This window comes from Actinoplanes rectilineatus (genome assembly GCF_000962825.1).
Taxonomy (GTDB): domain Bacteria; phylum Actinomycetota; class Actinomycetes; order Mycobacteriales; family Micromonosporaceae; genus Actinoplanes; species Actinoplanes rectilineatus.
Map to the genome: position 1 here is coordinate 13475 of NZ_JZKF01000039.1, position 23483 is coordinate 36957.

The 23483-nt window shown below is 70.1% G+C and carries 18 protein-coding genes; 8 read left to right on the plus strand and 10 right to left on the minus strand.

Going from position 1 to position 23483, the window contains the following annotated elements:
* Positions 1-10: 10 nt before the first annotated feature.
* Entirely contained in the window at positions 11-631 is a 621-nt protein-coding gene (locus tag WH85_RS26470) for a DUF6230 family protein (protein ID WP_045744720.1), read from the minus strand.
* A gap of 335 nt (positions 632-966) precedes the next feature.
* Between WH85_RS26470 and WH85_RS26475 the strand changes: the two genes are divergently transcribed.
* Positions 967-2937: an ATP-binding protein gene (locus WH85_RS26475; protein WP_045744721.1), complete on the plus strand. Its 1971-nt coding sequence runs from the start codon at positions 967-969 to the stop codon at positions 2935-2937.
* 6 nt (positions 2938-2943) lie between these two features.
* Here WH85_RS26475 and cydC read toward each other — a convergent pair whose 3' ends face one another.
* Genes cydC through WH85_RS26495 form a run of 4 tightly spaced genes read right to left on the minus strand, consistent with a single transcriptional unit; the run spans position 2944 to position 8586 of the window.
* The gene (gene cydC / locus WH85_RS26480; RefSeq protein ID WP_045744722.1) at positions 2944-4575 is read right to left on the minus strand and encodes a thiol reductant ABC exporter subunit CydC; all 1632 of its coding nucleotides are present in this window, start codon (positions 4573-4575) and stop codon (positions 2944-2946) included.
* Between the two features lies 1 nt (position 4576).
* Positions 4577-6199: a thiol reductant ABC exporter subunit CydD gene (cydD, locus tag WH85_RS26485; RefSeq protein WP_045744723.1), complete on the minus strand. Its 1623-nt coding sequence runs from the start codon at positions 6197-6199 to the stop codon at positions 4577-4579.
* On the minus strand, positions 6196-7191 hold the full coding sequence (cydB, locus tag WH85_RS26490) for a cytochrome d ubiquinol oxidase subunit II (RefSeq protein WP_045744724.1): 996 nt from the start codon (positions 7189-7191) through the stop codon (positions 6196-6198). The genes cydD and cydB overlap by 4 nt, the downstream gene beginning before the upstream one ends.
* 12 nt (positions 7192-7203) lie before the next feature.
* Positions 7204-8586, minus strand: a complete 1383-nt coding sequence (locus tag WH85_RS26495) for a cytochrome ubiquinol oxidase subunit I (RefSeq protein WP_045744725.1) — start codon at positions 8584-8586, stop codon at positions 7204-7206.
* A gap of 198 nt (positions 8587-8784) precedes the next feature.
* On the opposite strand from WH85_RS26495, the gene WH85_RS26500 reads away from it, so the two are divergent.
* Both WH85_RS26500 and WH85_RS26505 read left to right on the plus strand, forming a co-directional pair.
* Complete coding sequence (locus WH85_RS26500) at positions 8785-9576, plus strand: FAD binding domain-containing protein (protein ID WP_045744726.1); 792 nt, start codon at positions 8785-8787, stop codon at positions 9574-9576.
* A gap of 2 nt (positions 9577-9578) precedes the next feature.
* Positions 9579-12155, plus strand: coding sequence for a molybdopterin-dependent oxidoreductase (locus tag WH85_RS26505; protein WP_045744727.1), 2577 nt, complete (start codon positions 9579-9581; stop codon positions 12153-12155).
* Positions 12156-12163: 8 nt separating this feature from the next.
* Here the strand turns inward: WH85_RS26505 and WH85_RS26510 are convergent, their stop codons facing one another.
* The gene (locus tag WH85_RS26510) at positions 12164-13081 is read right to left on the minus strand and encodes a hypothetical protein (protein WP_045744728.1); all 918 of its coding nucleotides are present in this window, start codon (positions 13079-13081) and stop codon (positions 12164-12166) included.
* Entirely contained in the window at positions 13078-13530 is a 453-nt protein-coding gene (locus WH85_RS26515; RefSeq protein ID WP_045744729.1) for a hypothetical protein, read from the minus strand. Before WH85_RS26515 ends, WH85_RS26510 begins: the two co-directional genes overlap by 4 nt.
* A gap of 695 nt (positions 13531-14225) precedes the next feature.
* On the opposite strand from WH85_RS26515, the gene WH85_RS26520 reads away from it, so the two are divergent.
* Positions 14226-15041: an SAM-dependent methyltransferase gene (locus WH85_RS26520; RefSeq protein ID WP_045744730.1), complete on the plus strand. Its 816-nt coding sequence runs from the start codon at positions 14226-14228 to the stop codon at positions 15039-15041.
* A gap of 1 nt (position 15042) precedes the next feature.
* Here the strand turns inward: WH85_RS26520 and WH85_RS26525 are convergent, their stop codons facing one another.
* The gene (locus WH85_RS26525) at positions 15043-15882 is read right to left on the minus strand and encodes an AraC family transcriptional regulator (RefSeq protein ID WP_083449278.1); all 840 of its coding nucleotides are present in this window, start codon (positions 15880-15882) and stop codon (positions 15043-15045) included.
* Between WH85_RS26525 and WH85_RS26530 the strand changes: the two genes are divergently transcribed.
* Positions 15881-16321, plus strand: coding sequence for a DUF2000 domain-containing protein (locus tag WH85_RS26530; protein ID WP_045744732.1), 441 nt, complete (start codon positions 15881-15883; stop codon positions 16319-16321). The genes WH85_RS26525 and WH85_RS26530 overlap by 2 nt on opposite strands.
* A 175-nt stretch (positions 16322-16496) precedes the next feature.
* Here the strand turns inward: WH85_RS26530 and WH85_RS26535 are convergent, their stop codons facing one another.
* The gene (locus tag WH85_RS26535) at positions 16497-17726 is read right to left on the minus strand and encodes an ROK family transcriptional regulator (protein ID WP_045744733.1); all 1230 of its coding nucleotides are present in this window, start codon (positions 17724-17726) and stop codon (positions 16497-16499) included.
* 341 nt (positions 17727-18067) lie between these two features.
* On the opposite strand from WH85_RS26535, the gene chvE reads away from it, so the two are divergent.
* The 3 genes from chvE (at position 18068) to mmsB (ending at position 22038) form a co-directional block, all read left to right on the plus strand.
* A complete protein-coding gene (chvE, locus tag WH85_RS26540) occupies positions 18068-19180 on the plus strand; it encodes a multiple monosaccharide ABC transporter substrate-binding protein (RefSeq protein ID WP_045744734.1) in 1113 nt (370 codons plus the stop codon).
* Positions 19181-19285: 105 nt separating this feature from the next.
* Entirely contained in the window at positions 19286-20839 is a 1554-nt protein-coding gene (mmsA, locus tag WH85_RS26545) for a multiple monosaccharide ABC transporter ATP-binding protein (RefSeq protein WP_045744735.1), read from the plus strand.
* On the plus strand, positions 20836-22038 hold the full coding sequence (gene mmsB, locus WH85_RS26550; protein WP_045744736.1) for a multiple monosaccharide ABC transporter permease: 1203 nt from the start codon (positions 20836-20838) through the stop codon (positions 22036-22038). The genes mmsA and mmsB overlap by 4 nt, the downstream gene beginning before the upstream one ends.
* A gap of 294 nt (positions 22039-22332) precedes the next feature.
* On the opposite strand, the gene WH85_RS47420 is transcribed toward mmsB, so the two are convergent.
* Positions 22333-23316 carry an RICIN domain-containing protein gene (locus tag WH85_RS47420; protein ID WP_157411222.1) on the minus strand — a complete coding sequence of 328 codons (984 nt, stop codon included), beginning with the start codon at positions 23314-23316 and terminating at the stop codon, positions 22333-22335.
* Positions 23317-23483: the final 167 nt, after the last annotated feature.

Below are 23483 nucleotides of genomic sequence, written 5' to 3' on the forward strand. Positions count from 1 at the left end.
ACGGACCGGGTCAGTCCGCGAAGCACTCGTGCGAGCCGCCGATGTGGAGCTTGAGGGTCATGCCGTTCAGCGTGAACGTCGAGGCCGAGGTGTAGTACGCCTGCTGCCGCAGGTTCGTGATGGTGACCGTGCCGGCCTGCTGGCCGAACGAGCCGGCCGCCCCGTGCGTCTCGGAGCCGTCTCCGGTGAGGGTGGACGCGTCCAGGCCGATCTGGATGTCCTCGAACACCGCGTCGCCGCCCAGGTCGGACATGCCGATCAGCAGGTCGTCGGCTTCGACCGGGTGGGCCGGGTCGCCGCCGGCCTCGATCCGCAGGGTGAGCGGGCCGGCCGCCACCGACTGGCAGAGGTTGGTCAGGGTGGCGTGCCGGATGCCGGACATGGCGGCCGGGATCTCGCCGTCCTCGTAGTCCGGGTCGTCGGTGTCGAGGGTGCTGCCGTACTGGGTGAAGCCTTCGCCGACGAGGCTGTCGGCGGAGAGTTTGAACTGGGCGCCGGAGACCGTGAAGTTCGCGGCCAGCGCGCCTTCGGCCAGGGCGAGGACGAGGCCGCCGGCGACGACCGCGGGCAGGCCCACCGCCACCGCGAACCGGCGCCAGTCGGTGCGCCCGCCGAGCTGCTGATCCTGCACGCGAAGCCTCCCGGGGAGAGCGGCCGCAGCGACGGGTGTCGATGGCGCGACCGTAATGTGCGGGAAATGTTGCCGCTACCGACCGGCGGGAACAAGGGTCTGGGCTACCTGCCGGTAACCCGGATCACATTGATCAACTTGACTCTCCGTGATGCGGCTCCACGCCTTGATCCGGCAATTCCGGCAAAAGCGCCAGTTATCCGTTACCCGTGGTACGCAAGGCCTGGATTGTTGCGGATAGGTAACAAAAGTCGGCGGCTCTTCCGCGCGTGCCTTAGGTCACCCGGCGCTCCTGCCGAAGTGAGGTGCATGAACGCCCCCGAGGAGCGCCGCTGATGAGCGTGCAGCGCCGGCTCAACGTGGGGTTCGCCGCGCTGTTCCTGCTGTGGGTGACCTTCCTGGTGGTGCAGTTCGCGGTCGGCGGCCGGGTCCGGTCCGGCCACGAGTCACGGATGGAACGGATCGAGGTGGCCCGGCTGGCCAACGACGAGATCCTGCAACGGATGACCGACGCCGAGACCAGCGTGCGCGGCTTCCAGCTGACCGGCGAGAACCTGTTCCTGGAGCCGTACCCACCGGCGCGGGAGGCGGTCTTCGCGGCGCTCAACACGGCGGCCGGCCACACCCGGGACGCGACCGTGCGGCAGAAGCTCGTCGAGGAGAACCTGGCAGCCCGGGCCTGGTTCACCGAGTACGCCGGTCCGATCGTGGCGGCCGGCGTGACGAACACCGACGAGGCCCTGATCTCCGGGGGCAAACAGCTCTTCGACACGCTGCGCCTGGTCAACAGGGAGTCCGCCGCCGCGATCGAGGCCGAGTACCAGGCCGAGGCGAAGTCCGGCCGGGAGGCCACCGAACTGGTGGACCTGATCGCCGCGGTACTGGTCGGGGTGATCCTGGTGGTCGGCTGTCTGGTGGTCCGGACCGCCCGGCGGCAGCTCCTGGTTCCCCTCGCCAACCTGGGTGACACCATCCGCAGCCTGGCGGCCGGCGACCGTTCGGCGCGGGCCACGCCGGCCGGCGGGCGGGAGATGCGGTCGGTGACCGACGCCCTCAACGACCTGGCCGCCCAGACCGAGACCCTGCTCGCCGCCGAGCAGGCCCGCGCCGCCCGCGCCGGGTTGCGGCAGGCGGTCGGCGTGGAGTTGCAGGAGAAGAGTTCCGAGCGCAGCAGCCGCGATCCGGCGGTGACCGGGCGCCGCATCGCCCAGCTGGTCGGCTCGGCGGTCGGCGCCGACGCGGTCTACTGCCGGTTCGCCCACCCGTCCGGCGCCATGGTCGCGGTCCACTGGCCGGGCCGGGCCGGCGGCCTGTCCGCGCCGGTGGAGGACGACCTGCTCGCCGGGCCGCCGGGCCGCGCCGGGGTGCGTGCCGACGGCGGTTTCGGCGTGGCGATGGCCGGGCCCTCGGAGCCCGGCTTCCTGCATGTCTACCGGGTCGGGCCGGTGGACTGGACGGAGTCCGAGCAGCGGCTGCTCACCGCGGTGGCCCAGGAGATCGAGCGGGTGCTCCGGCAGGTGGCCTTCCAGCAGGACCAGGCCCGCCTGATCAGCGAGCTGCGCCTGCTCGACCAGCGCAAGGACGTCTTCATCCAGACCGTCACCCACGAGTTGCGGACACCGCTGACCAGCATCCTCGGGTACACCGAGATGATCAGCGAGGAGGACTTCGCCGGGCTGTCGCCGCTGCAGCGCCGGGCACTGAGCGCGATCATGCGCAACGCCCACCGGCTGCACGACACCATCGGCGACCTGGTGCTGCTGGACCGCCCGGACTCCGGCGCCGTCGGCGAGCCGGAACCGCTGGACCTGGTCGCGATCGCCACCGCCGTCCACCACGAACTGGGCAACGCGGCCCGGTCCAAGGACCTGACGGTGACGTTCTCGGCGGCCGAGGCGGACCAGGCGTGGGTGCTGGGCGACCGGGTCCAGCTGCAGCGGGCACTACGCAAGCTGCTCGACAACGCCATCAAGTTCACCCCGGGCGGCGGCAGCGTGTCCCTGCTGCTGACCGCCGACGACCGGACCGTGACGATCACCGTCACCGACACCGGGATCGGGATCCCGGCCGAGGACGTGCCGGGCCTGTTCACCCCGTTCCACCGGGCCGGCAACGCGATGGACCAGGCGGTGCAGGGCCCGGGGCTGGGCCTGGCGATCGTCCGGGACATCATCCGCGACCACAGCGGCACCATCGCGGTGCAGTCGGTGGTGGGCAGGGGGAGCACCTTCACGCTGACGTTCCCGGTCGCCCCCGGACCGTTGACGAGCGAGGAGCGGGAAGCCGCGGCGTCGGTGCCGGCCTGACGGGACTCAGAGCCGCACGACGTCGAGACCGTCCAGATCGGCCTCGCGGTGGGTGATCAGCAGGACCGACCGGTGCCCGGCCGCGGCCAGCAAATCCCGGGTCAGCTCCCCGGCCGTCTCGTCGTCGAGGTGCTCGGTCGGTTCGTCCAGGATCAGCACCCGCGCGTCGCCGAGCAGGATCCGGGCCAGGGCCAGCCGGCGCCGCTGCCCTCCGGAGAGGGCCATCCCGTGTTCGCCGACCAGGGTGTCCAGCCCGTCCGGCAGGGTCCGCACCCAGTCCAGCAGCCGGGCCGAGGCGAGCGCCTGCTCCAGCGCGGCGCCGGTCGCGTCCGGGCGGGCGATCCGCAGGTTGTCGCCGATCGTGGTGTCGAACAGGTACGCGTCCTCGGGCAGGTAGCCGACGACCTCCCGGACCCGTTCCGGCACGATCGACCGCAGATCCGTGCCGTCGAGGGTGACCCGCCCGGCGCGCGGATCGAGGAACCGGACCAGCAGGGCGGCCACCGTGCTCTTGCCGGACCCGCTCGGCCCGACCAGCGCCACCCGGCCCCCGGGCGGCAGCGTGAGCGAGACGCCACTGACCGCGGTCCGTCCCGGCACCCATCCCGCGGTCACGTTCTCCACCCGGATTTCGGGAATGTCCGAAAAAACAGGAGTCGCCGGCGAAGAGCCGAGGGAGGAGAGCGGCGAGGGCGCGTCCCACAACTCCGCCAACCGGCGCATCGAAGCACGCGCCGAGACGTAGGTCTGCGCCGCCATCGGCAGCGGCCCGGCGATCTCGAAGACCGCCATCGGCGTGAGCACCACCAGCGCCAGCAGTTCCCCGGGCAGGGCGCCGGAGCGGACCGCCACGGCACCCGCGGCCAGCCCGACCAGCACGCACACGCCGGTGCTCAGCACGGTCACCGCGGCGGACAGCCCGGCCACGTTCGCCGACCGGCGGCTCGCCTGCGTCATCCGGGCGTCCACGTCGTCGAGCCGGGACAGACGGGACTGCTGTGCCCCGTACACCGAGAAATCCGCAAGCCCGTGCAGCAGATCGACCACACCGGTGGTGAGCTCACCGCGCAGCGGAGCGAGTCGTCCGTCGGCACGCCGCGCCGCGGCACGTTGCAGCAGCGGCACCCCGATCGCGACCACCAGCAGCGCGACCGCGAGGGTGAGGCCCGCGACCGGGACCAGCGCGCCCACCACCAGCACCGCGGCCAGGCCGACCACGGCGGCCACCGCGTAGGGCAGTGCCACCCGGGTGACCAGGTCGAGGACCGCGTCCACGTCGGCGGCCAGCCGTTGCGCCAGGTCCGCGCGCCGGAAGTCGGCCAGGCCGGCCGGCGCCAGGCGCTCCAGCCGGGTGAACAGCCGGGCCCGCACGTCGCCGAGGATCCGGAACGCGGCGTCGTGCCCGATCAGCCGTTCCAGGTAACGCAGCACGCCGCGGCTCAGACCGAACGCGCGGACCGCGACGATCGCCACCATCAGGTGCAGCACCGGCGGGTGCAGCGCGGCCCGGGAGATCAGCCAGGCGGAGACCGCGGTCAGGGCGACGGCGGCACCGGCCGCTCCCGCTCCGGCCAGCACGGCGAGAGCCAGGCGACCCGCCGCCGGCTTGATCAGGGGGTACGCGCGGAGCACGGTCATCTCAGGCACCTGCGGGAGTCAGCGAGCCGGCGAGACGGAGCTCCCGGTCGGCGAGGGCGATCAGTTCCGGACGGTGGGCCGCGATCAGTACCGTCCGCCCGTGGGCCAGGCGGCGGATCGCGTCCATCACCTCGGCGGCGGTGGTGGTGTCCAGGTTGGCCGTCGGCTCGTCGAGCAGCACGATCGGCGCGTCCTTCAGGAACGCCCGCGCCAGGGCGATGCGCTGTCGTTGTCCCGCGGACAGGCCCGAACCGGCGTCACCGAGCAGGGTGTCGTAGCCGTCGGGGAGTGCGGCGATGAAGGTGTCGGCACCGGCCAGCCGGGCGGCCTCGACGACCGCGTCGTGGTCCGCGCCGGTCAACGCGATGTTCTCGCGCACGGTCCCGGCGATCAGATGCGGTCGTTGCGGCACCCAGGCGATCTTCGACCGCCACGCGGTGGGAGCGATCGTTTCCCGATCGACGCCTCCGACGGTGATCGTGCCGGAGGCCGGTGAGACGAAGCCCAGCAGCGCGGCGAGCGCTGTCGACTTGCCGCACCCGGACGGCCCGGTCAGCGCCACGATCTCCCCGGGCTCGATCGTCGCGGACAACCGGAGCGCGGGTTCGGCCCGGCCGGGGAACCGGACTTCCACCTGGTCGAACACGAGGGCACCGTCGCGGGGAGCCGCACCGCCCTCGGCGGGCAGCGGCGTCTCGAGGATCGCGAAGACCTCCTCCACCGCGGCCAGGCCCTCGGCGCTGGCGTGGTAGTTCGCGCCCACCTCGCGCAGCGGCCGGTACGCCTCCGGCGCCAGGATCAGCACCGTCAGCGCGGTCGCCAGGTCCAGTTCGCCGTGCACCAGCCGCAGGCCGATGCCGACCGCGACCAGCGCCACCGACAGGGTGGCCAGCAGTTCCAGGACCAGCGACGACAGGAACGCGGTACGCAGCGTCCGCATGGTCTGCTGCCGCTGCTCGCCGCTGATCCGCCGGATGATCCCGGCCTGCGCCCCGGCCCGGCCGAACAGTTTGAGGGTGGGCAGCCCGGCGACCACGTCGAGGAAGTGGTGCGACAGCCGGGCCAGCAGCCGGAACTGCCGTTTGGTGGCCGCCTCGGTGTGCATGCCGACCAGTGCCATGAAGACCGGGATCAACGGCAGCGTCACCGCGATGGTGAGGGTGGCGATCAGGTCGGCGGGCAGCAGCCGGGCCAGCAGCAGGCCCGGCACCAGCACGGACAGGACCAGCTGCGGCAGGTAGCGGGCGAAGTACGCGTCCAGCGCGTCCAGCCCGTGGCCGGCCAGGGTGGCGATCTCCCCGGCCGGCGTGCGGTGGTACGGCCCGAGGCCGGCCACGTGCGCCAGCAGACGCCGGCGCAGTTCGCTCTTGACCGCCGCGGCGGAGCGGGTCGCCGCCACCTCCTGCAGCCAGGCCACCACCGAGCGGGCGGCGACCACGGCGATCAGCGGGAGCAGCTGCGGCACCCCGGCGCCGTGCAGGAACACACCGGTGATCGCGTCGGCCAGCAGGAAGGCGAGGGTGATCAGCAGCGCCGCGTGCACGGCGCCGAGGGCGACGGTGGCCACCAGGTACGCCCGCGTCGCACGGGCGTACCTCAACAGCCTCGGGTCGAGGGGTTTCACGCCGGGATGTCGCTCAGCTTCAGGCGCTTGCGGAACACCCAGTACGTCCAGCTCTGGTAGATCAGCACGAGCGGGGTGAAGCAGACCGCCACCCAGGTCATCACCGTCAGCGTGTACGGCGTCGACGAGGCGTTCGTGGTGGTCAGACTGTTGGCCGCGTCCAGCGTGGACGGCATCACGTTCGGGAACAGCGTCACGAACAGCGCGGCGGTGGCGAGCACGATGGTCGCGGCGGTCGCGGTGAAGGCCCAGCCCTCCCGGCGTACCCGGGTCAGCACGACCGCGGCGACCAGGGCGAGCGCCGCCGGCACCGAGACCGCGATGCCCCAGACGTCACCGCTCGCGATGCCGGTCCAGATCAGGAACGCGGCGGCGACCGGGACGGCGGCCACGGCCAGCTTGGCGGCCAGCGCGCCGGCCTGCTCGCGCATCGGTCCGTCGGTCTTGAGCGCCAGGAACACCGCGCCGTGCAGGGTGAACAGCGCGAGGGTGGTCAGGCCGCCGAGCAGCGCGTACGGGTTCAGCAGGTTGAAGAACCCGCCGACGTACTCGTGGTTCGCGTCCAGCGGCACCCCGCGCACGATGTTGCCGAACGCGACACCCCAGAGGATCGCCGGGATCAGGCTGCTCCAGAAGATCGCGGTGTCCCAGCGTTTCCTCCAGACGGCACCGTCACGTTTGCCGCGGTACTCGAACGCGACACCGCGCACGATCAGCGCGACCAGGATGAGCAGCAGCGGCAGGAAGAACCCGGAGAACAGGGTGGCGTACCACTCGGGGAACGCGGCGAACGTGGCGCCACCGGCCACGATCAGCCACACCTCGTTGCCGTCCCAGACCGGTCCGATGGTGTTGATGGCCAGGCGGCGGCTGCGGTCGTCCCTGCCGAGGACGGGCAGCAGGATGCCGACGCCGAAGTCGAAGCCCTCGAGCAGGAAGTACCCGGCCCAGAGGACGCCGATCAGCAGGAACCAGAAAGTGGTGAGATCCATGTCGTCGATTCCTCAGTACGCGAACGCGAGCGGCTTGTCGGCTTCGTCGGACTCCGGCGTGATCTCCGGTGCGCCCGCCTTGGCGTACTTCAGGAACAGCCCGACCTCGATGGCGGCGAGCACCCCGTAGACCAGGGTCAGCACGATCAGGCCGGTCGCGGCCTCACCGGTGGAGACCGACGGGGACACCGAGTCCTCGGTCTTGAGCAGTCCGAACACCGACCAGGGCTGACGGCCCATCTCGGTGAAGATCCAGCCGAACGAGTTGGCCAGCAGCGGCATCGCCACCGTGGTCAGCGCGCCGATCCAGAGCAGACGGCTCTGCGGCAGGCGGCCGCCGCGGGTGAACCAGAGGCAGGCCAGCGCGACCACCATGGCCAGACCGCCGAACCCGATCATCAGGCGGAACGACCAGTAGGTGACCGGCACGACCGGTGTGTAGTCGCCCTCGCCGTACGTCTGCTGGTATTCGCGCTGCACGTCGTTGATGCCCTCGACCTCGCCGTCCGGCGAGCCGGTCGCCATGAACGACAGCAGCGACGGGATCCGCACGCTGTACAGCTCCTCGGAGCCGTCCAGCGAACCGATGGTGAACAGCGAGAACGACGCGCTCTCGGTGCTGTCGTAGAGCGCCTCGGCCGCGGCCATCTTCATCGGCTGCTGCTCGGTCATCACCCGGGCCTGGATGTCACCGGTGATCATCACGAGCACCCCGGAGACCAGGACCACCCAGGCGCCGATCTTCAGGGACGGGCGGAACACCTCGTCCTGGTTGCGGCGCCGGATGTGCCAGGCGCTGACGGTGAGCATCACCGCACCGGCGGTCAGGAAGCAGGCGGTGACGGTGTGCGGGAAGGTGACCAGGGTCGTCGAGTTGGTGAGGACCGCGCCGATGCTGGTCAGCTCCGCGCGGCCGTCGCCCATCGTCCAGCCGACCGGGTGCTGCATCCACGAGTTCGCGGCCAGGATGAAGTACGCCGACAGCAGGGTGCCGGTCGCGGCGGTCCAGATCGTGGCCAGGTGGACCTTCTTCGGGAGCTTGTCCCAGCCGAAGATCCAGAGTCCCAGGAAGGTCGACTCCAGGAAGAAGGCCAGAAGACCCTCGATGGCGAGCGGCGCACCGAAGATGTCGCCGACGAACCGCGAGTAGTCCGACCAGTTCATGCCGAACTGGAACTCCTGCACGATGCCGGTGACCACCCCGATGGCGAAGTTGATCAGGAAGAGTTTGCCCCAGAACTTCGTCGCCCGCAGGTACTTCTCCCGGCCGGTGCGCACCCAGGCGGTCTGGATGCCGGCCACCAGGAAGGAGAGCCCGATCGTGATGGGGACGAAGATGTAGTGGTACACGGTGATGATGCCGAATTGCCACCGTGACAGATCGAGCGCGTCCACGGACGTCCTTTCGATGTGAGTCTCCCCTGACCCTGCTCGCCGCGTCGCACGCCGATCAGGGGCGAAGGTCCCGAAAAACGTCCGCGGGCGGGGCCGAAGGTCCCGAGGGGGACCCGGACCCCCGGTGACCGCGGCCCCTGGACACATCGGGGAAACGGTTTGCCAAGATCCGAAACACGGGTCACGTAGCGTACGAACGTGGATCTGCACACCGTCACCGAAGTGATCAGTCCCGCCGCGCCCGGCTCGTGGCGCCCCGGCGACGCCTGGCTGGGTGGCGGGACCGCGCTGTTCAGCGAGCCACGACCGGACGTGCGGCGCCTGCTCGACCTGCCGTCGGCCGGGTGGCCGTCGCTGCGGGTCCACGACGACGGCGCCGTCGAGATCGCCGCCACCTGCACCATCGCCGACCTCGCCGAACGCCTCGCCCGGCACGGGATCGTCCGGCAGTGCTGCCACGCGTTCCTGGCCTCCTTCAAGATCTGGAACGTGGCGACCGTCGGCGGGAACCTCTGCGCCGCCCTGCCGGCCGGGCCGATGATCTCGCTGACCGTGGCGCTCGACGCGACACTGCTGCTGCTCGGGCCGGACGGCACCCAGCGGGTGGTGCCGGCGGCGGACTTCGTGACGGGGCAGGGCACGACCCTGCTGCGCGACGGGGAACTCCTGCGGTCGATCCGTCTGCCGGGGGAGGCGCTGGGCTCACGGACGGCGTACCGCAGAGGATCCCTGCACCGGCACGGACGCAGCGCGGTGCTGGTGATCGGCCGGGCGGAGCCCGCCGGGGGCCTGAGCCTGACGATCACCGCGGCCACGCACCGGCCGCACGTGCTGCGATTCCCGTCATCCCCCTCGGCAACCGATCTCGCGGAGGCGCTGGCGGTGCTGTCGCTGGCGGACTACGTCGACGACGTGCACGGGCGGCCACTGTGGCGACAACATTTGACCAGGCACTATGCGGAACAGATCAGAGCGGAGCTGGTCGAGTGAGCATGGAGATCAACGGCGAGACGCATTCCGGGGAACCCCGGCCGGGGCAATGCCTGCGCACCTACCTGCGGGAACAGGGCTGCTTCGGGGTCAAGAAGGGCTGCGACAGCGGGGACTGCGGGGCGTGCACCGTGCACGTCGACGGGAGACCCGTGCACAGCTGCGTCTATCCGGCCTTCCGCGCCCAGGGGCGCAGCGTGACGACGATCGAGGGGCTCGCCGGGGACGACGGACTGCACCCGGTGCAGCAGAGTTTCCTGGACGCGCAGGGATTCCAGTGCGGCTTCTGCACCGCCGGAATGATCATGACAACCGCGGCGCTGACCCCGGAGCAGCGCGAGGACCTGCCGCGGTCCCTCAAGGGAAATCTCTGCCGTTGTACGGGATACCGTGCTGTCACCGACGCCGTCAGAGGCGGTCCGGAGTCCTGTGCCCCCGCCTGCCCTGCTCCCGGCACCGGCCGTGCGGTCGGGTCTAGCCTGGGCGCGCCGGCCGGCCCTGCGGTGGTGACCGGGACGGCGCGGTACACCTTCGACATCGACGTGCCGGGCGTGCTGCATCTGAAAGTGCTGCGGTCGCCGCACGCGCACGCGCGGATCGTGGCGATCGATGCGTCGGCGGCGCTGGCGGTGCCGGGGGTGGAGGCGGTGTTCACGCACGCCGACGTGCCGGATGTGCTGTTCTCGACGGCGCAGCACGAGACCGAGTCGGAGGATCCCTACGACACCCGGATCCTGGACGATGTCGTGCGGTTCATCGGGCAGCGGGTCGCGGCGGTGGTCGCCTCGTCGGAGGCGGCCGCGGAGGAGGGCTGTCGGCGTCTCGTCGTGACATATTCGCTGTTGGCGGCTGTCGTCGACCCGTCGTCGGCGGTCACCTCGCCGCCGATCCACGGCGACAAGTCCGAATCCGACGGTATTTCCCGGGCTTCTTCCAATGTCGTCGGGGAATTGCATGCTTCCATCGGCGATGTCTCCGCTGGGTTCTCCGCGGCGGACTTCGTTTACGGGGCGACATTCCGGACGCCGCGGGTGCAGCATGCCAGCCTCGAGACGCACGGCTCGGTCGGATGGCTCGACGACGACGGCCGGCTCGTCATCCGCTCCAGCACCCAGACACCGTTCCTGACCCGGCGGCTGCTCGCCCGCCTCTACGACCTGCCCACCGACCGGGTCCGGGTGATGGCCGGCCGGGTCGGCGGCGGATTCGGCGGCAAACAGGAGATGCTCACCGAGGACCTGGTCGCGCTCGCCGTGCTGCGCCTGGGCCGCCCGGTCCGCTGGGAGTACACCCGCACCGAACAGTTCACCGGCGCCACCACCCGCCACCCGTTCGTCGTGACCGCCACCGCCGGCGCCCGCCGCGACGGCACCCTGACCGCTCTGCAACTGGACGTGCTGGTGGACACCGGCGCGTACGGCAACCACGGCAGGTCGGTGATGTTCCACGGCTGCCACGAGACACTCGCCGTCTACCGGTGCGCGAACATGCGCACCGACGCGATGACGGTCTACACCAACACGGTGCCGGCCGGCGCGTTCCGCGGGTACGGCCTCGGCCAGGTCACCTTCGCCGTCGAACAGGTCCTCGACGAGGTGGCCCGCGGCATCGGCATGGACCCGGTCACGTTCCGCGAACGCAACGTGGTCCGCCCCGGCGACGACCTGACCGCCCCCGGCGAGCACGTCGACGACCTGGGCATCGCCAGTTACGGCCTGGACCAGTGCCTGGACCGGATCCGCGCGGCCGGCCTCACACAGGACGACGCCCCGGACGGGTGGCTGGTCGGCGAGGGCATGGCGATCGCGATGATCGCGGCCGGCCCGCCCGGCGGCCACTTCGCCGACGCGACGATCCGCACCCTGCCGGACGGCCGGTACGAACTGTCGGTCGGCACCGCCGAATTCGGCAACGGCAGCACCACCGTGCACGCCCAGATCGCCGCCGACGAACTGGGCACCACCCCCGACCGGATCGTGATCCGCCAGTCCGACACCGACGTGGTCGCCCACGACACCGGCGCGTTCGCCTCGACCGGTGTCGTCGTCGCCGGCCGTGCCGTGCTGCGGGCCGCCCGCTCGCTGAAACAGTCGCCGGAGACCGGCGTCGGCCGGGGGCACTTCGACGGGACACCCCGGTCGGTGGCGTTCAACGCCCAGTGGTTCCGGGTGGCGATCGACCCGGACACCGGCGAACTGCGGATCCTGCGCAGCGTGCACAGCGCCGACGCGGGCACGGTGATGAACCCGGGACAACTGCGCGGTCAGATCGAGGGTGGCGTGGCGCAGGCACTCGGCGCGACCCTGTCCGAACACGTGGACATCGACGCGGACGGCCGGGTGACGACCACGACGTTCCGCCAGTACCACCTGCCCACCGTGGCGGACACCCCGTTCACCGAGGTCCACTTCGCCGACACGACCGACGCGATCGGCCCGCTCGGCGCCAAGTCGATGAGCGAGAGCCCGTTCAACCCGGTCTCCCCGGCGCTGGGCAACGCGATCAGAGACGCCACGGGGGTACGCATGACCGAACTCCCCTACACCGCCGACCGCATCTGGCAGGCCCTGCAGGACTGATCAGCCGGCTACGGCACTACCCGCACGTCGATCCGGACGTCGTCGTCCTTCTCGATCACGAAGACGCTGTCGACACCCCGGCGCCAGCCCGCCGGCAGCAGCAGGTACCGGTCGTTCGCGGCGATCAGCACCCGGAGCCCGGCGTAGCGGAACCCGTACTTGTTCTCCGTGCCGCCCGGTGTCGTCACGGTGACCCCGGTACCGGCCACGGCCAGGCGGTCAGCGCTGTAGAGGACGACTTCCGGCTGCCGCGCGAGCCGGTCCGCCATGGCGGCGGCCATCCGGCGGCCGACGTCGGCGGCGTAGAGCGCGTCGGCCCAAAGCAGACCCACGAAGCCCAGCATGAGCACCACGAACGTCCACACCCGGGCCTCCCCGGTACCCGGTCCGCGACGGGCGTCGCTGCCGGGATGCGGCGACATCTTGCGCGCCACGACGAGCAGAGCGGCGGCAGCCGGCAGGGTGAGGGGCAGGAGGATGCCGAGCGGGCGCCCGATGCTGTCCTGCGCGACGATCCCGGCCGCCGCGACCGCTAGCAGCAGCGCGGCAACGCCGCGGAGGGCGACGACGGCGATCCGGCGTCCACGACGGCCGCGCGGGGTGTCCGGGATCCGGCCCGGCAGCCAGATCTGCAGAGTGGCGAGTCCCAGGATCAGCAGGCCGGCCCCGATCGCCGGCGGGATGGCGGCGTTGACACTGCGGAGCAGGTAGTCCGGTGCGGCGAAACCGAGAAGCCCGGTGTCCACCCCGAAATAGGCCAGGGTCGCCCGGGTCCGGACCCAGCCGAAATAGTAGAGCAGGGTGCCGAGGACGGCGGCCGTCGAAGCGACGAACTGCAGCGCCTCCCAGGAGAGCGAGAACGGTCCCTCCCCCTCCGGTCCGGCGGTGTCACGCGAAGGAGGCCGGGACCCGCGGCCGCGGCTCATTCCGTCACGACTGGCTCGGGCAGTTCCTCCGCCTCCTCGGGGATCTCCTCCGGGACCTCTTCGGGGATCTCGTCGGGGCCTTCCGCCGGGTTCTCATCCGGCGGAGCCGTCTCCGGCAGGGGTTCATCCGACGGGTCGATGTCCACGGGCTGTTCGGGCAACAGGGTGCTGTCCGGTTCCGGGACCATCTCGGTGCCCACGGCATCCTCGGCATACCTCGTCCGGGACTCGTCCCGCCGGGTCCGGTCGTCGGCTTCGGGCTGGATGCCGGTGCCGATCGGCCCCACCGGCAGCACCAGGTCACCGCCCCAGGCCGGGGCCGTGGAGGCGGCCGTCGAGGCGGGCGGAACCGCCTCCGGTGCGGCGGCTGTCCGGCCGCAGCCGGCCGGCATCAGGGAGAACGGGATCATGGCGGCCGCGACGGCCAGCCGGCGTCTGCGCTTCATCATCGATCTCGCCTGTCCCCTCGGACCGAGCCGGATGCCGGCCGGCGGCGACAAAGCTGCCGGGGCACTGACCAGAACGCCCGGGATCGTCGCGGAGATACGCCCGGAACGGTGTCAATTCCCCGGAGGGGCCGGAAAGGGACTACGTTGCGAAGATCATCTCCGGGGCGTGACCGGCCTCGTCGGGATGTCGGCGATCTTCGCGGTGTTGCCGCGGGTGGCGCTCGTTTTCGAGCCGTGTTGGACGGCCTGTCCCTCCCAGCCGTCGTCTGCGGTTGTTGTGGATCGCTGGGTGTGTCGTGTTGGACGGCTGGGGTGGGTGGGCCGTCGTTCGGGGTTGTTGTGGATCGCTGGGTGAGCCGTGGGGGACGGCTGGAGCGGGTCGGCCGTCGTCCAGGGTCGTTCTGTGGAGATCGGCAGGCGGGTGGGCGTAGTCGATCAATCGCCCGCCGGCATGGTGCTGTCTTCGGGTGTCCGGGGCCTCGGCAACGCGGCGGGTGATTGATCAACAGCGTGCCATGGGTGACGAGCCGGCCCGGGAACTATCGGTCAGCCGGCGTTCGTGGCCGGCGTGCGGAGTCGGACTGTGGCTGCCCGCGCGGAGCCGGACTGTGGCCGGCGCGTATCGGAAGGGTTGCAGGCGACACCGGTCCTGGGCTGGATGGCGCCGTGATCCCGATCGACTATTGTGGACGGCCATGGACGACGTGAAGCCCCGAAGCGCTTCGATCGACACGACCGTGCCGCATCCCGCCCGGCGATACAACTACTGGCTCGGTGGCAAGGACAACTTCGCGGTGGACCGGGAGTCCGGCGCCGAGTTCGAGAAGCTGCTGCCCGGTCTGCGTGACGGCGTGCAGGCCAACCGGGCGGTGCTGCGCCGGGCCGTGCGGTTCCTCGCCGAGGAGCGGGGCATCCGCCAGTTCCTGGACATCGGCACCGGACTGCCCACCGTGGACAACACGCACGAGGTCGCGCAGCGGGTCGCCCCGGAGAGCCGGATCGTCTACGTCGACAACGACCCGCTGGTGCTCACCCACGCGCGGGCGTTGCTGACCAGCACGGAGCAGGGCCGGACCGCCTACATCGAGGCGGATCTGCGCGACCCCGCGGCGATCCTGAACAGTGACGCGGTCAAGGAGACGCTCGACCTGACCCAGCCGGTCGGCCTGATCCTGGTGGCGGTGCTGCACTTCATCCCGTACCCGGGGGCCGCCAAGAAGCTGGTGCGCCAGCTGCTGGACGCGCTGCCCAGCGGCAGCTACCTGGTGGTGACGCACGGGACCGCGGACTTCCTGCCGCCGGAGATCGCCGCCGCGCACGAGAAGATGTACGAGGAGGGCCGCTCGGACATCTGGCCGCGCCGCAAGGCCGAGGTCGAGGACCTGTTCGAGGGTCTGGAACTGGTCGAGCCGGGCGTCGTGCCGAACACCCTGTGGCGTCCCGAGGAGGGCGACCCGGAGCTGGACCTGCAGGTCGTGGCCGGCTGGACGGGCACCGCCCGCAAACCCTGACTCACCGCGCGTCACGGAACCGTCCGGGGCTCACGCCGAGGATCCGTTTGAAGTGCCGCACCAGGTGCGGCTGGTCGTAGAAGCCGCTGCCGGCCGCCACCGCCCGCAGCGGCTCGCCGGCCAGGATGCGCCGGCGGGCCAGGTCGACGCGGCGGGAGATCAGGTACTGGTGCGGGGACATGCCGAACTCGCGCCGGAACGAGCGGACCAGATGCGCCGGGTCGAAGTGCAGGGTGGCGGCGGCGACACGGAGCGGCAGGCCGTCGACGATGTGTTCCTCGAGCAGGTCACGCAGGCCGTGTGCGGCCGCGCGGAGGGCCGGCACGGGTGCGGCCGGATCACCCAGGCGTGCGCGCAGCCGTTCCAGGGCGAGGGCGAGAGGTGCGTCCGCCGCCGGCGCCTCCTCCGGGGTACGCGCCAGCTGATGCACCGTGGAGATGAGGCGGTGCAGGCGCTGGTCGGCCAGTGCCGGGGTGTCGACGGCCGCCCCGATCAGCCGTTCCGGCAGCAGAGCGGGTTCCAGGTAGAGCACGCGTTTGCGGAAACCGCCCGGCTTGGCGGCGGTGCCGTTGTGCGGGATCCGCGGCGGCAGCACCGTGATCAGGTCGCCGTACGCCCCGCGTTCGTGCCGGTCCAGGTCGTAGCGGACGGCGCCGTCGTCGACGAGCAGAACCGTCCAGGTGTCGTGGGCGTGCATCGGGTAGGCGTGGTCGCCGAACCGGGCGTGCAGCACCTCGGCGACCCCGTCGAGCGGTGGTCGCCATGCGCGGAGCAGGGGTCCGTCCGGCACGTCAACATCGTACAAGACCTGGCGGGGCGTCCCGGCCTTTGATGGGGGCATGACCGAACCACTGGGTTTTCCGGCACCACTGCGTTTCGCGACCAAGATCGCTGTTCTGCTCCGCGACGACCTGCCGGTGTGGCAGCGCCTCAACGTCACCGCTTTCCTGGTCAGCGGCATCGCGACGGCGGTGCCCGAGGTGCTGGGCGAGCCGTACCTCGACGCCGGCGAGGTGTCCTACCTGCCGATGTTCCGCCAGCCGGTGCTGGTCTTCGCCGGTGGCAAGGAGACGTTGACCGGGGCGCACGGGCGGGCGCTGAGCCGGGGAGTGTCGCTGTCGGTCTTCACCTCGGACCTGTTCGGCACCGGTCACGACGCGGCGAACCGGGCCGCCGTCCGGGCCGTCCCGACCGCTGACCTGGACCTGGTGGGTCTCGCCGTCTACGGCCCGCGGGTGGCGGTCGACAAGATCATGAAGGGTGCCGCCATGCATCCGTGAGCGCTCGGGGACGGTGCTTCGACGCGTACCCGAAAAGAGCGGAAGAGGCGTTCGGAGCGCAACCACTCTGCTTTGCCGCACATGTGCCGATAGGAAGGGTGTGGCGTGGATCTCGGATAGGACGGTGTCCCGGCCCCAGGTGGGGTCAGGGCGGCGATCCGTGCCTGATTCGTGGTCAGCGGGTGAGCCAGCGCAGCGGGTCGGCGACGATGGTGCGGACCACCGAGAGCGCGGCGCCCAGAGCCGGTGCCTCGGCGCCGTAGGTGGAGACGGTGACCTCGGGGCTGGCCCAGCCGGCACCGAGGAAATGCGCCGCCACCTCGCGTTCCACCTCGGGGGCCAGCCACGGTGCGAGCTGGCGGTAGATGCCGCCGAGGACCAGGCGGCCGACGTCGAGCAGGTTGAGACAGCCGGCCAGGACACCGCCGAGGACCGCGCCGGCCTCGGCGAGCGCGGCGAGGGTGGCCGGATCCCCGGCCTGGGCACGCTCGGTGATCAGGTCGGCGGTCGGCCGGACGCCGAACGTGGTGCCGGCCCCGTCGGTGATGCCGGCGGCGCGCAGGATCGCCTCGTGACCGGCGTAGCGCTCCAGGCAGCCGCGCCGGCCGCAGGGGCAGGGCGGGCCGTTGCGGTCGACGGTCAGGTGGCCGATCTCGCCGCTCCAGCCGTGCGACCCGCGGTAGAGCTCGCCGTCGAGCACGATGCCCGCGCCCACGCCGATCTGCCCGCTCACGTAGAGATAGCTGCCGCCGGCCCGCAGCAGGCCCGCCTCGGAGAGTGCGGCGAAGTTCGCCTCGTTGTCGAGTGCGGCCCGTTCGCCGTGCGCGCCGGCCGGCAGCAGGTCGGAGACGTCCAGGTCACGCCAGCCCAGGTTGGGGGCGAGGGTGACGGTGGCGCCGGCCCGGTCGACGATGCCCGGCACCGCGACGGCGCTGCCGACCAGGTCGAGACCGTCGGCCTCGGCGGCCTGCCGGGCGCCCCGGGCCAGCCGGTCGACCCGGTCCAGGATCTCGCGCGTGCCGTGTCCGCGCTGGTCCTCGGCGACCACGTGTTTGTAGCGGACCTTGCCGGTGAGATCCACCACGCAGACGGCGGTGTAGTCCACGTTGACGTCGATGCCCAGACCGGCCGGGCCGTCCGGGCGCAGGGCCAGCGCGGTGCCCGGCCGGCCGGCGCGGGTGCGGGCGGTGGAGCCGACCTCGCGGACCAGTCCGCCGCCGATCAGTTCATCGATGAGGCTGCTCGCCGTCGACCTGTTGAGGCCGGTCCCGGCCGCGATGCCGGCCCGGGAGATCTCGCCGGACTGCTCGGCGACGCAGCGCAGAGCGAGCGCCAGATGGGTGGCCCGGGGATTGACGGCCGGTGTCGTGCGGCGCTTCGCCCGGACCGTGGCGGCGCTGGGCATCCGGACTCCTCTCGCGCGTCGTGTCGTCACGATAGCGGTCCGTACATGATCACCCCTCGGCGCATTAGTCCGAGTGGGCAACAAATAGTATGGCGCGGACCTCATTACGGGCTGTTGAGGGATGGGCCGAAGGCCCCTCCTTTTCATGCCCAATTTCTGCAGGTGCACGGGCTGTGACGGGGCCTACAGTGAGAGACGCTGCTCACGAAGAGTGTTACACAGCCGTTACGGCGCAGCGCGTGCATCGGGCAGGCAAGAGCGTATGTTGTGACCGGCAACAAATAGACCCCGGTTGGCGTCCTGCCGCCGGAATTTTCAGTACTCAGAAAGGAGACGTCTAGGTGTCCAAGAACTTCCGGGTTCTCGCGGCTGTCACCCTGGCCGCCACTCTGGCCGCGGCGTCGGGCTGCAGCAGCAGCCGTTCCAGCGACGAGTCCTCGGACTCGGGCAGCAACCTGATCGGCATCGCGATGCCGACCAAGAGCCTCGAGCGGTGGAACAACGACGGTACGTACCTCGATGGTCTGCTGAAGAAGGCGGGCTACGAGACGTCTCTGCAGTACGCCGACAACAAGGTCGACCAGCAGATCACCCAGCTGCAGAACATGATCAACCAGAACCCCAAGGTTCTGGTCGTGGCGTCGATCGACGGCACCGCGCTGAGCACCGTCCTCGAGACGGCCGCCAAGGCGAACGTCAAGGTCATCGCGTACGACCGTCTCATCAACGAGACGCCGAACGTCGACTACTACGCGACCTTCGACAACTACCAGGTCGGCAAGCTCCAGGGTGAGTTCATCAAGGAGAAGCTGGCCCTCGACACCGCGGCGGGCCCGTTCAACATCGAGCCCTTCGCCGGCTCGTCGGACGACAACAACGCCAAGTTCTTCTTCTCCGGCGCGTGGGACGTGCTCAAGCCGTACGTGGACAGCAAGAAGCTGGTCATCCCGTCCGGCAAGAAGCTCGCCAGCAACGACGACTGGAAGAACGTCTCCGTCGACGGCTGGAGCTCCCAGAAGGCTCAGGCCGAGATGGACAACCGCCTGAACTCGTACTACACCGGCGGCAAGAAGCTCGACGCCGTCCTCTCCCCGAACGACTCGCTCGCGCTGGGCATCGAGCAGTCGCTCGAGTCGAAGGGCTACAAGCCGGGCACCAACTGGCCGATCATCACCGGCCAGGACGCTGACCAGGCGAACGTCAAGAACATCCTCGCCGACAAGCAGTCGATGACGGTCTGGAAGGACACCCGCACCCTGGGTGACCAGGTCGCCAAGATGGTCGACCAGATCGTCAAGGGCGAGACCGTCGAGACCAACGACACCACCACCTACAACAACGGCAACAAGGTCGTTCCGGCCTACCTGCTGCCGCCGGTGGTCGTGACCAAGGACGACGTGAAGACCAAGCTCGTCGACTCCGGCTTCTACACGGCTGACAAGCTCGGCCTGTAAGCAGTCGCCGGCTCAACGCTGGGCAACACCGGGTTCCCACCGACTTCCGGTGGTGGGAACCCGGTCAGTCCCGGTTCTCGACCCCCCTACAGCAAGCGAGTTGTGATGGCCAACGACACCACCCCGATCCTGGAAATGCGGGGCATCACCAAGACCTTCCCGGGCGTCAAGGCGCTGCAGGACGTCACGCTGAGCGTGGCCCGCGGGGAGGTCCACGCCATTTGCGGCGAGAACGGCGCGGGCAAGTCGACGCTGATGAAGGTGCTCAGCGGCGTGTACCCGTACGGCACCTACGACGGCGACATCGTCTTCGAGGGCGAGACCAGCCGATTCAAGACGACGCGCGACTCCGAGGACGTCGGCATCGTGATCATCCACCAGGAACTGGCGCTCAGCCCGTACCTGTCGATCGCGGAGAACATCTTCCTCGGCAACGAGCGCGCCAAGGGCGGCGTGATCAACTGGGCGCAGACCAACAAGCAGGCTGCCGAGTTGCTGGCCCGCGTCGGTCTCTCCGAGGCGCCCGATACCAAGATCATGGACATCGGTGTCGGCAAGCAGCAGCTCGTCGAGATCGCCAAGGCCCTGTCCAAGAAGGTGAAGCTGCTCATCCTCGACGAGCCCACCGCGGCTCTCAACGACGAGGACAGTGCGCACCTGCTGGAGCTGATCCGTCAGCTCAAGGCCGAAGGCATCACCTCCATCATCATCTCGCACAAGCTCAACGAGATCGCCGCGATCGCCGACAGCACGACGATCATCCGCGACGGCCAGAGCATCGAGACCATGGAGATGCACGGGGCCGAACCCGTCAGCGAGGACCGCATCATCCGCGCGATGGTCGGCCGCGACCTGGCCACCCGGTACCCGGACCACACCCCCACCATCGGTGAGGAGGTGCTGCGCATCGAGAACTGGACCGTGCACCACCCCAACGACCCCAGCCGGGTCGTCGTCGACCAGGCCAACGTGACCGTCCGGGCGGGCGAGATCGTCGGCATCGCCGGACTGATGGGCGCCGGGCGTACCGAACTCGCGATGAGCGTGTTCGGGCGCAGCTGGGGCACGAACATCTCCGGCAAGGTGTTCCTCCACGGCAAAGAGGTCAACCTCAAGACCGTGGACGCGGCGATCGACGCCGGCATCGCGTACGCGACCGAGGACCGCAAGCACTACGGCCTCAACCTGATCGACGACATCAAGCGCAACACCTCCGCCGCGAAGCTGAAGCGGATCGCGAAGCTCGGCGTCGTCGACGCCAACCGCGAGATCACGATGGCGGAGCAGTTCCGCAAGGACATGAAGACCAAGGCCTCCAGCGTCGACATGGTGGTCGGGAAACTGTCCGGCGGCAACCAGCAGAAGGTCGTCCTCAGCAAGTGGCTCTTCGCCGAGCCCGAGGTGCTGATCCTCGACGAGCCGTCCCGCGGCATCGACGTCGGCGCCAAGTACGAGATCTACGAGATCATCAACAAGCTCGCCGACTCCGGCAAGGCCGTTCTGGTGATCTCGTCCGAGCTGCCCGAGCTGCTCGGCATCTGCGACCGGATCTACGCGATGAGCCAGGGGCGCATCACCGGACAGATCGACAAGGCCGAGGCCACGCAGGAGGGCCTCATGCGGTACATGACCCAGGAGAAGAGCGGAGCAACGCGGTGAGCGCGTCCAAGTCGGAACCCAGCAAGAACAAGAGTGAATCGCTGGGCGCGTACCTCGGCGGAAACCTGAAGCAGTACGCCATGATCGCGGCGCTCGTGGTCATCGTGCTCTTCTTCCAGTTCCAGACCGACGGCCTGATGCTGCTGCCGAACAACGTCGCGTCGCTGATCCAGCAGAACGCGTACGTGTTCATCCTGACCATCGGCATGGTCATGATCATCGTGGCCGGCCACATCGACCTGTCGGTCGGTTCGGTCGTCGCCTTCATCGGCGGCATCAGCGCCCTGATGATCATGCAGTGGGACGTACCGTGGCCCGCCGCGGTACTGCTGTCGATCGTGCTCGGCGGCATCGTCGGTGCCTGGCAGGGCTTCTGGGTCGCGTACGTCGGCATCCCCGCCTTCATCGTCACCCTCGGCGGCATGCTGCTCTTCCGCGGCCTCGCCATCTACTTCGTCGGCACCACCGTCGGCGGCCTGCCGTCCGGCTTCAACTCGCTGGCCATCGGCGCCGTGCCCAACTGGCTCGGCTTCATCGGCAACCTCGACGCCGTCACCGTGGTCATCGGCGTCGTCGCGGCCCTCGGCCTGCTGATCGGCCAGTTCCGCACCCGCCGCGAACTGGTCAAGAACGAACTGCGGATGGAGCCCTTCGCGGCCTTCATCGGCCGCATCGTGGTGGGCATCGCCGCCATCGCGTACGTGACCTACCTGCTCGCGAGCAGCGCGGACGGCATGCCGATCGTCCTGATCATCGTGGGTGTGCTGGTCCTGCTCTACTCGTTCATCATGGGCAACACGATCTTCGGCCGGCACGTCTACGCGATGGGCGGCAACCTGTCCGCCGCGATGCTGAGCGGCGTGAAGACCAAGCGGGTCAACTTCATGCTCTTCGTGAACATGGGCCTGCTCGCCGGTGTGGCGGCCGTGGTGACGACGGCCCGCGCGGGTTCCGCCGTCGCGGCCGCCGGCCAGAACTACGAGCTGGACGCCATCGCGGCCGCCTTCATCGGCGGCACGGCCGTCAACGGCGGCGTCGGCAAGGTCACCGGCGCCATCGTGGGTGCGCTCATCATGGGCGTGCTCAACATGGGCCTGTCGATCATGAACGTGAGCCCGGAGTGGCAGCAGGTCATCAAGGGCCTGGTGCTGATCATCGCGGTCGCGTTCGACATCCTGAACAAGCGCCGCGGAAAGTAAGCGGGTCTCGTTCCGGAGCTTCACGCTTTCGAGCGTGCGGGTTTGGTGAGCAGCGCCGATCGGCTTGGCCGGTCGGCGCTGCTTCGTATCCGCGGTCGTATCCGCGGTCGTTCCCGTTCCCGTTGCCGTCGCGGGTCACAGCGTGCCATCGTCGCTGTCGCTGTCGCTGTCGCTGTCGCTGTCGCTGTCGCTGTCGGTTTGCGGGTTGCCTTGGACCCGTCAAATGCACCGTCCCGCCCGCTGAGCGCGTCCTCTTCGCCCGTTGAGGTGGGACAGCTCAGGCGGGCCCGGCTCTCAGCTGAAGGTCCAGCGCTGGTTGGGAGTACTCAAGCAGAGGGTGACGATGACACCCTTGCCGGTGCGAGTGCCGGCATAAGGGTCGGTGAGGCAGAGACCGCTGGCGACGTTGGTCAGGACGCCGTCGGTGTTCATCTGCCACTGGGCGTTCGTGCCGGCGCCGTCGCAGGAGGTCAGGCGGACGGTGGTGTCGACGGACACGGCAGCGCACCAGTCCTGCACCTCGAGCGTGCGGTCGGCGTTCAGCCGCCACTGCTGCGGGCTGGAGTCGTTGCAGGTGTCGACGTGGACCTCGCGCCGGTCAGCGGCCCGCCCGCCGCGCAGGTCGAGGCAGACCTTGTTGCCGCTGACCAGTGAGCCCTCGCCGGAGGGCACCACGGTGGGAGCCACCCCGGCCGGTGCCGTCGTGGCCGACGAGGTCGCGGCGGCAGGCCCGGAACTCGGTGTGCTGCCCGACGACGGGGCACCGGTGGTTGGCGCGGCCGTGCCGGTGGTGCGGGAACCGGAACCGGACGTGGAACCGCCGTTCTGTGTGGAGGTGCCACCGTTTCCGAGTACCTCGCTCTCTTCCTGGCCGAGAGCATCCTCTGTTGCGGCGGCAGCGGCCGCTGATGCTGCGGCGGGGCCGGTGACCACGGGCAGCGAAGACCCGGGCATCGCCGACGAGGTCGTCGGCTGCAGAACCGGCCGCAGCATCGCATAGCCACCGACGGCCACCGCGACGGCCACCCCGGCACCGATCAACAGCAGGGGCCGATGCCTCCGCGCGCTCGCCACCGGTTCCTCGGCCGTTCCACGAGCCGCCACGGCGGGCAGCACCTGCGTAGGGATCTCCCGGTTCGGATCGTCCTGCCAGGTGGCGGGTACGCCGTCGCGCGCTCCGTCGGAACCGGCGCCCTCCTTCAGGACGAACGGCCTGACCAGCAACGGATCCCGGTCGCGAGCGACGTCGTCGCCCGGCGCGCCGTCCACTGAACCCACGGACTAGCCACCCCTCGGTCAGCCGATACGGTGCCCCAACTTACCGGTCCGTCTCCACGCGCGTGGGGCGGCTCCTCCCTTACATGATCATTGCTCCAGCCCGTTCCTCTCCGCGTTCACACCTTCTCTTCTGCGTCATCATTTCTTCCCCTAGGCGGCCTTCCCCT